Consider the following 13,827-nt stretch of genomic DNA (forward strand, 5'->3'; position numbering starts at 1 on the left):
TGGTCGGGGCGAGAGGATTTGAACCTCCGACCACCTGCACCCCATGCAGGTACGCTACCAGGCTGCGCTACGCCCCGAAAGAACAAAAGTATAACAGACAGTCCTTCGGATTTGAACGCCGCCACTCGTCACGCGATGCAAAACTTCTTCTGTAAATCGGCTAGCGACCCAGCACGTCGAGCACCTTCAACAGTGCCTTGCGTAACGCATCGACATCGACGGCGGCCGTGGTCTGCGGGACCGCTGTTTCGTTCGGTTCGTCGATGTCCGCGGACGCATTGTGTGCGGCACCATGCGAGTCCAGCCGGTTGCGCGCACCGTTGATCGTGAAGCCCTGCTCGTACAGCAGATCGCGAATCCGCCGGATCAGCAGCACCTCGTGATGCTGATAATAGCGGCGGTTGCCGCGGCGTTTCACCGGCCGCAACTGCGTGAACTCCTGCTCCCAGTAACGCAGCACATGCGGCTTCACGCCGCAGAGTTCGCTCACCTCACCGATAGTGAAGTAGCGCTTTGCTGGAATCGGAGGCAAGACGACTTTTTCGATCGTCGCTGTCATCGTCAGTTAGCCGTGTGGGTTGCGCGGGAAACGCACAGACTCGACCGCGCGCCTAGCGCGCGAAGCTTGCTTCAGCGCCGTTCTCTACCAGCGCTTTCAGCTTTTGACTTGCATGGAACGTGACGACGCGGCGCGCGGCAATCGGAATCGCCTCGCCGGTCTTCGGATTCCTGCCGGGACGTTGCGGCTTGTCGCGCAACTGGAAATTACCGAAGCCCGACAGCTTCACGCTGTCGCCGCTCTCCAGTGCATCGCGAATCACCTCGAAGAATGCTTCGACCATGTCCTTCGCTTCCCGCTTGTTGAGTCCGACATTATCGAACAGCAACTCGGCAAGCTCGGCTTTGGTCAGTGTCGGCGCCTCGCCCGATGCGCCCACGGAGGATGTCGGGATATCGCGAGTCATGGCGCTGCGTTGCGCCGCAAGAAGGGCTTCGAAATCACTCGAGTTCATTTCATTCATATCTGTCAAATGGCGCGCCACCCCTAAACCGGAAAATGCGGAAACTGCCGTTCGCAGGTGATCCGTGGGCTATCCGCGCAGCCGTGCGCCATATGCTCGAGCCAGACGATCCACCAGAGTTTGAATGGCCGTATCGACCGTTTCATCCTGAAGTGTCCCGCCAGTATCTTGCAAGGTTACACGGAACGCAAGGCTTTTCTCGTGCGCTACCAACCCTCCGGAAGTATTTGATTTTGGACGAAATTCATCGAAAAGTGCAACCCTTTGAACGCTCCTGCAGGCGTCGTCGGAAAGGGCCTTTTGCATCTCGTCGAGCAGTGCCTGAGCCTCGATTTTCTGGTCGACGACGACGGCAATATCACGCCGTACCGGCGGGAATTTCGATACATCCGAAGGCGTCGGCAATCCGCGCTGAATTAATGCGTCGGTGGCAATCTCGAACAGAATCGGCGCATGCGGCAGATCGTATTTCTGCATCCAGCGCGGATGCAGTTCGCCAATCCAGCCGACCGCGCGACCCTCCAGTTCGATGCGCGCGCTGCGTCCCGGATGCAGCGCCGGGTGATCGGCCTTCACGAAACGCACGACTGCGGGTGCCAACAGCGCTTCGAGGTCGCCCTTCACGTCGAAGAAATCGACCGCGCGCGTCGACGCGCCCCACTGCTCTTCGAATGCGGGACCATACGCGAGCGCACCAACCATCTTCGGCTGCGCATAGCCTCCCACTTCGAGATCGCCGTCCTTCACCGACGCGTCGGACAGGTACACGCGCCCTGCTTCGAACACGCGGACTCGATCGGCACGGCGATTCAGGTTATGGCGCAATACGCTGACGAGGCTGCCGAACAACGTGGTCCGCATCACCGACAGCTGGCTCGCGATCGGATTCAGCAGTCGCACCGGTTTGTCGTTGCCGGCGAAATCCTGTTCCCATTCCGCGTCGACGAAGCTGAAGTTCACGGTCTCCGCGTAATCGCGCGCGGCGAGCGCGTGACGGATCGTATGGATCGAGCGTTGCGTTTCGTGAGTCGCACGCATCTCGCTCGTCGCGACCGGCGGCCGCGCGGGAATCTTTTCGAAGCCGTAGATGCGCGCGACTTCCTCGATCAGGTCTTCTTCGATTTCGATGTCGAAGCGATATGGCGGCGGCGTCACGACGAACGTGTCGCCGTCGCGTTCGAACGCGAGACCGAGGCGCGTGAAGATCTGCGCGATCTCGTCGGCGCCGATCGCGACACCGATGATGCGATTCGCGCGCGACACGCGCATTTTCACCGGCGTGCGCTGCGGCAGATTGACGATCTGGTCGTCGATCGGACCGGCTTCGCCGCCGCAGACGTCGAGAATCAATTGCGTAATGCGCTCGATGTGTTCGACGGTCGTCGAATAGTCGACGCCGCGTTCGAAGCGGTGCGCCGCGTCAGTCGAGAAGTTGTAGCGACGCGCGCGGCCGCGAATGCTGTCGGGCCACCAGAACGCAGCTTCGACGTAGATGTTCGTCGTATCGAGCGTAACGGCCGTGCTGTCGCCGCCCATGATGCCGGCGAAGCTCTCCACATGTTGTTCGTCCGCGATCACGCCGACTGTTTCGTCGAGCTCGACCGTATTGCCGTTCAGCAGCTTCAGCGTTTCGCCGCGACGACCCCAGCGCACGTCGAGGCCGCCGTGAATCTTGTCGAGATCGAATACATGCGACGGCCGGCCCAGTTCGAGCATCACGTAGTTCGAGATATCGACGAGCGCGGAGATGCTGCGTTGACCCGAGCGTTCGAGACGTTCGACCAGCCATTGCGGCGACTTCGCACGCGCATTGACGCCGCGGATCACGCGACCGGAGAACCGGCCGCACAGGTCCGGCGCCGAGATCTTCACCGGCACCGTTTCGTTCAGCGTCACGGTCACCGGACGGATGTCGAGCGGATGCAGCGGTGCACCGGTGATCGCCGCGGTCTCGCGCGCAACGCCGAACACCGACAGGCAATCGGCCTTGTTCGGCGTCAGCTTGATTTCGAAAACGGTGTCGTCGAGATTCAGCGTTTCGCGGATGTCCTGGCCGATCGGTGTCGCTTCCGGCAGGATCAGCAGACCGCTGTGATCTTCCGACAGCTTCAGCTCGCGTGCGGAGCACAGCATGCCCTGACTCTCGACGCCGCGCAGCTTCGACAATTTGATCGCGAACGGCGCGCCACCCTCTTCGGCCGGCGGCAGTTCGGCACCGACGAGCGCGACCGGCACCTTGATGCCCGGCGCGACGTTCGGCGCACCGCAGACGATGTTCAGCGTCGTGCCCGTGCCGGCATCGACCTGGCACACGTTGAGCTTGTCCGCATCCGGATGCTTGACGACCTCGAGCACGCGCCCGACGACGATCTTCGACGTCGGCGGCGCGACCGGCCGCAGGCCTTCGACTTCGAGGCCCGCCATGGTCAGCGCGTGCGACAGCTGGTCCGTCGTCAGTTGCGGATCGACAAAGGTTCTCAGCCAGGATTCCGGAAATTGCATGATTCTGTGTACGTTCCAGTCAGAGTTAGGTCCACGTCCGGCGGATGCATCGGCATCTCGCCGGCGTCACGGCTTGCGGCACGCGCCTCTTCCGCGCAGTGCACCGGCTGTACAGGCTCAGGCGAACTGGCGCAGGAAACGCAGGTCGTTCTCGAAGAACAGACGCAGATCCTGCACGCCGTAGCGCAGCATCGTCAGCCGCTCGAGGCCGCTGCCGAACGCAAAACCGATGTAGCGCTCCGGGTCGAGGCCCATGTTGCGGATCACCGTGGGGTGCACCTGGCCCGAACCGGAAATCTCGAGCCACTTGCCGGCGTTCTTGCCGTGCTCGAACATCATGTCGATTTCAGCAGACGGCTCGGTGAACGGAAAATACGACGGGCGGAAGCGCACGAGAATGTCGTCGCGCTCGAAGAATTTCTTCAGGAAATCCGTGTAGACGCCCTTCAGGTCGGCAAAGCTGATGTTCTCGTCGATCCACAACCCTTCGACCTGATTGAACATCGGCGAATGCGTCGCATCGCTGTCGACGCGATACGTGCGGCCCGGCGCGATCACCTTGATCGGCGGCTTGTTCATGCGCGCGTAGCGGACCTGCATCGGGCTCGTGTGCGTGCGCAGCAGCAGCGGGCGCCCTTGCGCGTCGTTGCCTTCGACGTAGAACGTGTCCTGCATCGAACGCGCCGGATGGTTCTCGGGGCTGTTCAACGCGGTGAAGTTGTACCAGTCGGTTTCGATCTCGGGACCATCGGCCACGTCGAAGCCGATCGTGCGGAAAATCTGTTCGACGCGTTCCCACGTGCGCATCACCGGATGCAGGCTGCCGGTGCCGATGCCGCGGCCGGGCAGCGTGACGTCGATCGCCTCGGCGGCGAGACGCTGGCTCAGCAACGCATCGGCCAGCGCCTGGCGGCGCGCGGTCAACGCGGCTTCCACGTGCTGCTTGGCAACGTTGATGCGTGCGCCTTCGGTCTTGCGCGCTTCGGGATCGAGCTTGCCCAGGCCCTTGAGCAAATCGGTCAGTACCCCCGACTTGCCGAGAAAGCGGGCTTTCTCGTTTTCGAGGGTCGTGATGTCAGTGGCGAGTTCGAACGCTTTCTGCGCGTCGGCGACAATCTGGTCCAGATCCATTGATCCCATCTTTTCAACGTCAGTGTTCAATCGAAGCAAAACGGGTTCGACCAACAAAAAAGGGGCTCGGTGAGGAGCCCCGTTTTTGTTGCAGCGTCACCGAGACTACCGGATGTTCGCTGCAACGAACCACGCAGTACAGATGTGCTAACTAGCGCAATCAGGCTGCAACGGCGGCTTTCACCTGCTGAACGATCGCAGCAAAAGCGGCCTTGTCGAACACAGCCATGTCGGCCAGCACCTTGCGGTCGAGTTCGATCGAAGCCTTCTTCAGGCCGTTGATGAACACGCTGTACGTCATGTCGTGCTGACGCACCGCCGCGTTGATACGCGTGATCCACAGTGCGCGGAACACACGCTTCTTGTTGCGGCGATCGCGATAGGCATATTGCCCGGCGCGCATGACCGCCTGCTTGGCGATGCGATAGACGTTATTGCGACGGCCGCGGTAACCCTTGGCCAGCTTGATGATCTTCTTGTGGCGGGCCCGTGCGGTAACCCCACGTTTGACTCTAGGCATAATGAACTCCTTTGAGTTTTAGTTAAGGGTTAGGCGAACGGCAGCATTGCGCGCACGGAGTTCACATTTGACTCATGAACTGCCGTGGAGCCACGCAGGTGACGCTTGTTCTTGGTGGTTTTCTTGGTAAGAATGTGGCGCTTGAAGGCTTGACCACGCTTGATGGTACCGCCCGGACGCACCACGAAGCGCTTCGCAGCGCTCTTCTTCGTCTTCATCTTCGGCATGACGAACAACTCCATTATTTGATGGATATGGGTGTGCGGTCGACGCGAACGCCCTTCACCGCCCTTCGAAACCCACTCCACTTGGTATGCAACGGTCCATTCCGCGACCGCCGCTTTTTCAGGAACGGTGCCCGCATGCGGGCACCGTTCCGAAATCTGCCTGCCTCCGCCAGCACTTTCAGCGGCGAAGACGTACTGCGTACTGTGTATCCTGCTGCAACGCCGGGCGCATCACACGACACGCCCCGCTCCTGCTTACTTCTTTTTCTTCGGCGCGAGAACCATGATCATCTGGCGCCCTTCCATCTTCGGCATCTGCTCGACCTGACCGACTTCGTCGAGGTCGGTGCGCAGGCGCTCGAGCACCCGCATACCGATTTCCTGGTGGGCCATTTCGCGGCCGCGGAAACGCAACGTGATTTTCGTCTTGTCGCCGTCTTCGAGGAAGCGCACGAGGTTACGCAGCTTGACGTTGTAATCCCCGTCGTCGGTACCCGGCCGGAACTTGACTTCCTTGACCTGGATGACCTTCTGCTTGAGCTTGGCCTCGTGTTGCTTCTTCGCTTCCTGGTACTTGAATTTGCCGTAGTCCATCAGACGGCAAACAGGCGGTACCGCCTGCGGAGCAATTTCGACCAGGTCAACGTCCTGCTGTTCCGACAGACGGAAAGCATCGGCGAGTTTCACGATGCCCAGCGGTTCGTTTTCGACTCCGACGAGACGCACCTCAGGTGCGGTAATTTCGCCGTTGATGCGATGCGGCTTATCCGTAGCGATGTTACGTTTCCTCTAAAAATTAAAAAAACGAGCCGCGCTGCCGCAGTGGCTCAACGGAACGACTGCACGTCCTCGCGCAGGCGTTCGGTAAAGGCTTCGACCGGCATTACGCCCAGATCGACGCCGCCACGGGCACGCACGGCTACCGTTTGTGCATCACGCTCTTTGTCGCCGACCACAAGGAGATACGGCACCTTTTCGAGCGTGTGCTCGCGTATTTTATAGCTTATTTTCTCGTTGCGCAAATCGGCCTCTACTCTAAGCCCTTGTTTTTGCAACGTTTGGGCGACCTGACGGGCGTATTCGGCCTGATTTTCCGCGATATTCATCACGACCACCTGCATCGGCGCAAGCCAGGAGGGCATTGCACCAGCATGGTGCTCGATCAGAATACCGAGAAAGCGCTCCATCGACCCGACGATCGCCCGATGCAGCATGATCGGCCGTCGCCGACCGTTGTCCTCGGCGACGTATTCCGCGCCGAGGCGCTCCGGCAGCACCATGTCGAGCTGCAGCGTGCCGCACTGCCACGACCGGCCGAGCGCATCCTTGATGTGATATTCGACCTTCGGACCGTAGAACGCGCCCTCGCCGGGCAGCTCCTCCCATGTCACGCCGCACGCGGTCAGCGCCTCACGGAGACCCTGCTCCGCACGATCCCAGGTTTCGTCGGTACCGGCGCGCGCATCCGGGCGCAGCGACAGCTTGATGTCGACCTGATCGAATCCAAAATCCTGATAGACGCTCATCGCCAGCGTGTTGAACGCGATCGACTCGCTGATGAACTGATCTTCGGTACAGAAAATATGCGCGTCGTCCTGCACGAAACCGCGCACACGCATCAGACCGTGCAGCGCGCCCGACGCCTCGTTGCGATGGCACGAGCCGAATTCCGCGTAGCGCAGCGGCAGATCGCGATACGAGCGCAGTCCGTGGTTGAACACCTGCACGTGCCCCGGGCAGTTCATCGGCTTGATCGCGTAGTCGCGCTTCTCCGACTCCGTCGTGAACATGTTCTCGCGATAGTTCTGCCAGTGGCCCGACGCTTCCCACAGCGAGCGGTCCATGATCATCGGCGTCTTGATCTCGAGATAGCCGGCGTCGTTCACGCGGCGGCGCATGTACTGTTCGACCTGCTGCCACAGCGTCCAGCCGCGCGGATGCCAGAACACCATCCCCGGCGATTCGTCCTGCATATGGAACAGGTCGAGCTGCTTGCCGAGCTTGCGGTGATCGCGCTTCTCGGCCTCCTCGAGCATGTGCAGATACGCGTCCTGATCTTCCTTCTTCGTCCACGCAGTGCCGTAGATGCGCTGCAGCTGCTCGTTCTTCGCGTCGCCGCGCCAGTAGGCGCCCGCGAGCTTCATCAGCTTGAAGACCTTCAGCTTGCCCGTCGACGGCACGTGCGGGCCGCGGCACAGATCGGTGAAGCCGCCGTGCGAATAGAGCTTGATTTCGTCGGTGGCGGGAATCGATTCGATGATCTCCGCCTTGTACTTCTCGCCGATGCTCTTGAAGTAATCGACCGCCTCGTCGCGCGACACCACACGGCGCGACACCGGCTCGTCTTTCTTCGCGAGTTCCTGCATGCGCTTTTCGATCTTCTCGAGATCTTCCGGCGTGAAGGGGCGGCTGTACGCGAAGTCGTAGTAGAAACCGTTGTCGATCACCGGACCGATCGTGACCTGCGCTTCCGGGTACAGATCCTTCACCGCATAGGCCAGCAGATGCGCGGTGGAATGACGGATGATGTCGAGGCCGTCTGCGTCCTTCTCGGTGACGATCGCGAGCGACACGTCGTGATCGATCAGCGCGGACGTATCGACGAGTTCGCCGTCGATCTTGCCGCCCAGCGCGGCCTTCGCGAGACCCGGGCCGATCGACGCGGCAACCTCCGCGACCGTGACCGGATGCTCGTACTGTCGAACAGAACCGTCAGGCAGACGTATCGAAACCATTGCGCTCTCCGTGATGCCGACCGGCGGCGGCATATCCAACAACCGTAAAAAGCCAAAAAAAATGCGGCCCCGCTTTCGAGGGGCCGCATTTCACATTTTCAGCAAACTGCAAGAGCGAAAGTGGTCCTCGACTAGCGTCGTTCCGAAGTAGTTTCGGTCAACGTTCGCGGTGCCATAACCGTATTCGCCTTGATGGCGCCGATGCGCCTGGTGCTTGCTACAAAAACTCCAGCAAGCCGGAGTTTCGATTTTCGTTGGTAGGCTCGATTGGACTCGAACCAACGACCCCCACCATGTCAAGGTGGTGCTCTAACCAGCTGAGCTACGAGCCTAAAGAAGCGAGATTATATGAAGCTCGGCAAAACTTGGCAAGCCCTTTTATGCAGAGACTTTAGAAATTCCGCACGGCGCAGCGAAGCAAGAACAGGGCGTGTCGAGGTCACGCCTTGCGCGACGCGCGAACGACGCCCGTCACTTCGCCGAGCAGCGTACACGCGCGCTGGATCTGCGCCGCGCTCGACACCTCGACGGTGAACTGCATGTACGCCGCGTTACGACGGCTCTGCGTCTTCACGCCGATCACGTTCATCTTTTCGCGCGCGAACACTTCGGAGATATCGCGCAGCAGTCCCTGCCGGTCGCTTGCCTCGATCGCAAGATCGACCGGATAGACGGACTGCCCGCGTCCGCTCATCACGTCGGCGGACCATGTGGTCTGCAGCACACGTTCGGGTGCACGCTCGACCATCCGGAGAAATGTCGGGCAATCGCGCCGGTGGATCGACATGCCCTTGCCGCGCGTGACGAACCCGCTGATCTCGTCGGGCGGCGCGGGACGGCAGCAACGCGCGAGCTGCGTGAGCAACGCGTCGACGCCGACCACCAGCACGCCCGTCGATGCGCCGTGCGCGACGCTCGCGCCGCTGCTGCGTTTCTCGAACTGCTCGGGTGCTTCGACTTCCGGTTCGGCGGGCGGCGCGTCGTGCAACGCCTGCTCGACGAGACGCAGGCTGAATTCTTCCTTGCCGACCACGGAGAACAGATCGTCGGTTTCCTTGAAGCCGAGCTTCGCGGCCAGCTGATCGAGATTGACCGACGTCTTGCCTTCGCGCTGCAGGGTTTTTTCGACCATCGCGCGGCCGGTCGCGATGTTTTCCTGCGCATCGACCGCGTTGAACCACGCGCGCACTTTCTGCCGCGCGCGCGGGCTATGCATATAGCCGAGCAGCGGATTGAGCCAGTCGCGCGACGGGCCGCCCTCCTTCACCGCGACGATCTCGACAGTCTGGCCGTTCTGCAGCGACGTATTGAGTGGCACCATCGCGCCGTCGACGCGCGCACCGCGACAGCGGTGGCCCAGTTCGCTATGCAGGTGATACGCGAAGTCCACCGGCGTCGAACCGTGGGGCAGCGGAATCACGCGCGCCTGCGGCGTCATCACGTAGATGTGGTCGTCGTCGAGCGTGGCCTGGCGCAGTTGCTCCCACGGCTGGCTCGCGTGCTCCTTGCCCTCGTCTCCGTCGCTGTCGGACACGTCGTCTTTCCACGCGAGCAGCTGCCGCAGCCACGCGATCTTCTCGTCGTACTTGTCGTCCGCACTGAACTGGCCGTCGTAGCCACGCGCACCGGCTTCCTTGTAGCGCCAGTGCGCAGCCACGCCATACTCCGCGAAGCTGTGCATTTCCTGCGTGCGGATCTGCACTTCGAACGCGCGCCCGTCGTCGCCGATCACGACCGTGTGCAGCGAGCGGTAGCCGTTCGGCTTCGGGCGCGAGATGTAATCGTCGAACTCCCTCGGCACCGGCTGCCACAGGTTGTGCACGATCCCGAGCACGGTGTAGCAATCCTTGATGTCCGGCACGATCACGCGAAACGCGCGCACGTCATAGAGTTCGGCGAAGTCCAGCGCCTTGCCGCGCATCTTGCGCCAGATGCTATAGATATGCTTCGGCCGGCCGCTCACTTCCGCGCGGATATTCGCCGCCGACAACTCGTGCTGCAAGCGCGTGATCGCTTCGTCGACATAGCTCTCGCGCTCGACGCGCTTCTCGTCGAGCAGCTTCGCGATCCGCTTGTACGTATCGGGCTCCTCGAAGCGGAACGCGAGATCTTCGAGCTCCCACTTCAGTTGCCAGATGCCGAGCCGGTTCGCGAGCGGCGCGTAGATGTCGAGCGTTTCGCGCGCGACGTCAGGCGTTGGCGTGATCTTCGCGGCCGCGTAGTAGCGCAGCGACTGCAGTCGCGACGCGAGGCGGATCAACACCACGCGGATGTCCTGCGCGAACGCCAGCAGCATCTTGCGCAGCGCCTCGATCTGCGTGCGACGTGCCGCTTCGGCGTCGCGTCCTGCTTCGGGAAATGCGTTCTGTGCGGCGCGCAGGCTGACCGTGCCGAGACGCAGCAGCTTGCGCACGTTGCCGACGAGCTGCCCGACCTCCTCGCCGAAGTTCTCCGCGATCACGCGCTCCGGGTCCTGCAGATGCGGCGTCAGCGCGAACAGCGCAGCCGCCAGCACCGCGGGCGGATCGACGTTGAGCGTGCGCATGATCGACGCGGTGCCCGCCGCGTGCTCGGCGAGCAGTTCGCCGGACGACAGCCGCACATCGCCCGCGTATCGACGCACGAATGCCAGCGCATCGTCGAAGGACGGCGCCGGCGGAGAAACGGTCGTGACGGTATCGGTATTCATGGTGCTGCTGCAATCCGCCGCGCTATGCGGCCCAGCGGAGGTTCGACGGCGATCCTAGCTGCGCTGCGCAGCCACGACGACGACTTCGACGAGGCACTTCGGATTCGCGAGGCTCGCCTCGACGGTGGCACGCGGCGGCGTCGCGCCCTGCGCGACCCACTCGTCCCAGACCGCGTTCATGCCGGCGAAGTGCGCCATGTCCGAGATGTAGATCTGCACGGACAGCAGATGCGACTTGTCGCTGTTCACCTCGGCGAGCAGACGGTCGATGTGGCCGAGCACTTCGCGCGTCTGGCCGGCGATGTCCTGATCCGTGTCTTCGGCGATCTGGCCGGCAAGATACGCGGTGCCGTTATGCACGGCGATTTCGGAGAGACGCTTGCCGACGTGGTGACGAATGACTGCCATGAAATGTCCTGACGGTTGAAGAGAAATCGGAGGAACCGGATGGTCCATGCAGCGCACTCAACCCACTCGGGCGCGCCGCGCCAGCCCCATATTATGACGCGTCCGAAGTCTCGCCGACGAAGAAGCGCGTCGCGATGCCGATCTGGTCCGGCGACAGAAAGGCCGGCGCATGTCCGATGCCGTCGATCTCCACACTCGACACCGCGCGTCCGCGCTCGACCATCGCCGCGAGCGTGTCGCGCGACAGCAGATCGGACTGCGCGCCGCGCACCGCCAGCACCGGGCCCGGTGCCGCTTCGAATGCATGCCACAGCGCCGCTTCGCCGAGCGCTACCTGCTCCGGCGTCGTTGCCGTGAACGGCTCCGCGATGCGCGGATCGTAGCGGAACTGCCATGCGCCGTCCTGCTCATGCAGCAGCGGCGTATTGATCTCGCGCCATTCGTCGGGCGTCAGCGGGCCGAACGACTGCGCGAGCAGCGCCGCATGCTCGATGCCCGCCTGTAGCGTATCGAAGCGGATGGGCTTGCCAAGGTATTCGCCGATGCGCGTCAGCGCCACCGGCTCCACATGCGGACCGACGTCGTTGAGCAGCAGCTTGCCTATCGGCGAATCCGGCAACCCGGCAAGCACCATGCCGATCAGCCCACCCATCGACGTGCCGAACCAGTCGACCGTTTCGACGTCGAGGCGCGCGATCAACGTGACCATGTCGGCAACGTATTGCGGCACGGCGTAGCCGGCCGGATTGACGAGCCACGACGACAGCCCACGACCCACGATGTCCGGACATACCACCCGGTAGACGCCCGCGAGCGAGCGCGCGACGCGATCGAAATCGCGGCCCGAGCGCGTGAGCCCATGGACGCAGACGAGCACGCGCGGATTCGCCGGATCGCCCCACTCGGTGTACGCGACGCGATGCAGCCCGCTCGCGCTCGCACACTGGACGAAACGCTGACGGGGCACGGCGGGATCGACGGGTGAGCTAGCGGCGAGGGACGTGGCGGTCATCGGGGGTTCCTTGCGAAGACGGGGAAAGCGTGGCGGTTGCGATGGCGCCTAGCGCGGATGAAGCGCGGCGCGGCACGCAGCCTCTGTGGCCGATTGTAAACCGCTTTGCCGGCCGACCTCGGCGAGCCCGGACCACGCGCCACGCACAAAACAAAGCGGGCGAAACTCACGTTTCGCCCGCCTCATACAACCCGCCCAACCCGCGGCGGCTAAACCGCGTCAGCTCACCGCGCTTACATCGAGCGGCGCACCGGTCTTCGCCTTGATCTCATCGACCGTGACGCCCGGTGCAAGTTCGGTCACCTTCAGGCCATCGCTGGACACCTCGATCACGCCGAGGTCCGTGATGATCTGGTCGACCACGCCGACGCCGGTCAACGGCAGCGTGCATTCCTCGAGGATCTTGTGCTGGTCGCCCTTCGCGACGTGCTCCATCAGCACGACGACGCGCTTGACGCCCGCCACCAGATCCATCGCACCGCCCATCCCCTTGATCATCTTGCCGGGGATCATCCAGTTCGCGAGATCGCCCGTCTTGCTGATCTGCATCGCGCCGAGGATCGCGAGGTTGATGTGGCCGCCGCGGATCATCGCGAACGAATCCGCCGACGAGAAGATCGACGAACCCGGCAGCGTCGTCACCGTCTGCTTGCCCGCGTTGATCAGATCGGCATCCACTTCCTCTTCGGTCGGCGACGGGCCGATGCCGAGCAGGCCGTTCTCCGACTGCAACCACACTTCGACGCCCGCCGGCACGTGGTTCGCGACCAGCGTCGGCAGCCCGATGCCCAGGTTCACGTAGAAGCCGTCCTGCAGTTCCTTCGCCGCGCGCGCGGCCATTTCGTCACGAGTCCATGCCATGATCAGTCTCCTTTCGCGCGGACGATGCGTTGTTCGATGCGTTTTTCCGGATGCGCATTGAGCACGATGCGCTGCACGAAGATGCCCGGCGTATGGATCGCGTCCGGATCGAGTTCGCCCACCTCGACGATCTCCTCGACCTCGACCACGGTGATCTTGCCGGCCATCGCGCACATCGGGTTGAAGTTGCGCGCGGTGCGGCGATAGATCAGGTTGCCCGACTTGTCGGCCTTCCATGCCTTGACGAGCGCGATGTCCGCGGTCAGCGAATGTTCGAGCACGTAGTGGTTCTCGCCGAACTGACGCGTTTCCTTGCCTTCGGCGATCAGCGTGCCGTAGCCGGTGTTCGTGAAGAACGCGGGAATGCCGGAGCCGCCGGCCCGCAGCTTTTCGGCGAGCGTGCCCTGCGGCGTGAATTCGAGTTCGAGTTCGCCGGCCAGATACTGCCGCTCGAACTCCTTGTTCTCGCCGACGTACGACGAGATCATCTTTTTCACCTGCCGCGTTTCGAGCAACTGGCCGAGACCGAAGCCGTCGACACCCGCGTTGTTGCTGATGCAGGTGATGCCCTTCACGCCGGTATCGCGCAACGCCGCGATCAGCGCCTCCGGGATGCCGCACAGACCAAAGCCGCCGACGGCATACGTCTGCCCGTCCTTGACGATGCCTTCGAGCGCGGCGGCCGCGCCTGGATAGACCTTGTTCATCAGTGTGTCCCTT

Annotated in this window: 13 protein-coding genes and 2 tRNA genes; all 15 read right to left on the reverse strand. The window is 62.5% G+C overall.

Annotated elements, in window-relative coordinates; genetic code table 11:
- Window positions 1-77 (reverse strand) — tRNA-Pro (locus tag ACREXZ_RS10085).
- A gap of 83 nt (window positions 78-160) precedes the next feature.
- On the reverse strand, window positions 161-559 hold the full coding sequence (locus ACREXZ_RS10090) for a MerR family transcriptional regulator (RefSeq protein ID WP_431763907.1): 399 nt from the start codon (window positions 557-559) through the stop codon (window positions 161-163).
- Between the two features lie 52 nt (window positions 560-611).
- Window positions 612-1,022, reverse strand: coding sequence for an integration host factor subunit alpha (locus tag ACREXZ_RS10095; RefSeq protein ID WP_431763971.1), 411 nt, complete (start codon window positions 1,020-1,022; stop codon window positions 612-614).
- A 69-nt stretch (window positions 1,023-1,091) separates the two neighbouring features.
- A complete protein-coding gene (gene pheT / locus ACREXZ_RS10100) occupies window positions 1,092-3,524 on the reverse strand; it encodes a phenylalanine--tRNA ligase subunit beta (protein WP_431763908.1) in 2,433 nt (810 codons plus the stop codon).
- Window positions 3,525-3,641: 117 nt separating this feature from the next.
- Window positions 3,642-4,655 carry a phenylalanine--tRNA ligase subunit alpha gene (gene pheS / locus ACREXZ_RS10105; protein WP_431763909.1) on the reverse strand — a complete coding sequence of 338 codons (1,014 nt, stop codon included), beginning with the start codon at window positions 4,653-4,655 and terminating at the stop codon, window positions 3,642-3,644.
- 160 nt (window positions 4,656-4,815) lie between these two features.
- Complete coding sequence (gene rplT / locus ACREXZ_RS10110; protein ID WP_006052502.1) at window positions 4,816-5,175, reverse strand: 50S ribosomal protein L20; 360 nt, start codon at window positions 5,173-5,175, stop codon at window positions 4,816-4,818.
- A 29-nt stretch (window positions 5,176-5,204) separates the two neighbouring features.
- Window positions 5,205-5,402 carry a 50S ribosomal protein L35 gene (gene rpmI, locus ACREXZ_RS10115; RefSeq protein WP_431763910.1) on the reverse strand — a complete coding sequence of 66 codons (198 nt, stop codon included), beginning with the start codon at window positions 5,400-5,402 and terminating at the stop codon, window positions 5,205-5,207.
- A 255-nt stretch (window positions 5,403-5,657) separates the two neighbouring features.
- Entirely contained in the window at window positions 5,658-6,179 is a 522-nt protein-coding gene (infC, locus tag ACREXZ_RS10120) for a translation initiation factor IF-3 (RefSeq protein WP_431763972.1), read from the reverse strand.
- Window positions 6,180-6,229: 50 nt separating this feature from the next.
- A complete protein-coding gene (gene thrS / locus ACREXZ_RS10125) occupies window positions 6,230-8,137 on the reverse strand; it encodes a threonine--tRNA ligase (RefSeq protein ID WP_431763911.1) in 1,908 nt (635 codons plus the stop codon).
- Between the two features lie 255 nt (window positions 8,138-8,392).
- Window positions 8,393-8,469, reverse strand: a tRNA-Val gene (locus ACREXZ_RS10130).
- A gap of 107 nt (window positions 8,470-8,576) precedes the next feature.
- Window positions 8,577-10,826 carry a RelA/SpoT family protein gene (locus tag ACREXZ_RS10135; RefSeq protein WP_431763912.1) on the reverse strand — a complete coding sequence of 750 codons (2,250 nt, stop codon included), beginning with the start codon at window positions 10,824-10,826 and terminating at the stop codon, window positions 8,577-8,579.
- A 54-nt stretch (window positions 10,827-10,880) separates the two neighbouring features.
- Entirely contained in the window at window positions 10,881-11,234 is a 354-nt protein-coding gene (locus ACREXZ_RS10140; RefSeq protein WP_431763913.1) for a RidA family protein, read from the reverse strand.
- Window positions 11,235-11,325: 91 nt separating this feature from the next.
- Complete coding sequence (locus ACREXZ_RS10145; RefSeq protein ID WP_431763914.1) at window positions 11,326-12,246, reverse strand: alpha/beta fold hydrolase; 921 nt, start codon at window positions 12,244-12,246, stop codon at window positions 11,326-11,328.
- Window positions 12,247-12,465: 219 nt separating this feature from the next.
- Entirely contained in the window at window positions 12,466-13,107 is a 642-nt protein-coding gene (locus ACREXZ_RS10150) for a CoA transferase subunit B (RefSeq protein WP_431763915.1), read from the reverse strand.
- A gap of 2 nt (window positions 13,108-13,109) precedes the next feature.
- Window positions 13,110-13,814, reverse strand: coding sequence for a CoA transferase subunit A (locus tag ACREXZ_RS10155; protein ID WP_431763916.1), 705 nt, complete (start codon window positions 13,812-13,814; stop codon window positions 13,110-13,112).
- Window positions 13,815-13,827: the final 13 nt, after the last annotated feature.

It is taken from the genome of Paraburkholderia sp. (assembly GCF_050742655.1).
GTDB lineage: Bacteria > Pseudomonadota > Gammaproteobacteria > Burkholderiales > Burkholderiaceae > Paraburkholderia.

What these genes read in the sequence shown, in the direction of transcription:
- rplT (WP_006052502.1), bottom strand. Translation starts at nt 5,175, where the DNA reads ATGCCTAGAGTCAAACGTGGGGTTACCGCACGGGCCCGCCACAAGAAG.
- ACREXZ_RS10150 (WP_431763915.1), bottom strand. Translation starts at nt 13,107, where the DNA reads ATGGCATGGACTCGTGACGAAATGGCCGCGCGCGCGGCGAAGGAACTG.
- ACREXZ_RS10135 (WP_431763912.1), bottom strand. Translation starts at nt 10,826, where the DNA reads ATGAATACCGATACCGTCACGACCGTTTCTCCGCCGGCGCCGTCCTTC.
- thrS (WP_431763911.1), bottom strand. Translation starts at nt 8,137, where the DNA reads ATGGTTTCGATACGTCTGCCTGACGGTTCTGTTCGACAGTACGAGCAT.
- ACREXZ_RS10145 (WP_431763914.1), bottom strand. Translation starts at nt 12,246, where the DNA reads ATGACCGCCACGTCCCTCGCCGCTAGCTCACCCGTCGATCCCGCCGTG.
- ACREXZ_RS10155 (WP_431763916.1), bottom strand. Translation starts at nt 13,814, where the DNA reads ATGAACAAGGTCTATCCAGGCGCGGCCGCCGCGCTCGAAGGCATCGTC.
- rpmI (WP_431763910.1), bottom strand. Translation starts at nt 5,402, where the DNA reads ATGCCGAAGATGAAGACGAAGAAGAGCGCTGCGAAGCGCTTCGTGGTG.
- ACREXZ_RS10140 (WP_431763913.1), bottom strand. Translation starts at nt 11,234, where the DNA reads ATGGCAGTCATTCGTCACCACGTCGGCAAGCGTCTCTCCGAAATCGCC.
- ACREXZ_RS10090 (WP_431763907.1), bottom strand. Translation starts at nt 559, where the DNA reads ATGACAGCGACGATCGAAAAAGTCGTCTTGCCTCCGATTCCAGCAAAG.
- pheS (WP_431763909.1), bottom strand. Translation starts at nt 4,655, where the DNA reads ATGGATCTGGACCAGATTGTCGCCGACGCGCAGAAAGCGTTCGAACTC.
- pheT (WP_431763908.1), bottom strand. Translation starts at nt 3,524, where the DNA reads ATGCAATTTCCGGAATCCTGGCTGAGAACCTTTGTCGATCCGCAACTG.
- ACREXZ_RS10095 (WP_431763971.1), bottom strand. Translation starts at nt 1,022, where the DNA reads ATGAATGAAATGAACTCGAGTGATTTCGAAGCCCTTCTTGCGGCGCAA.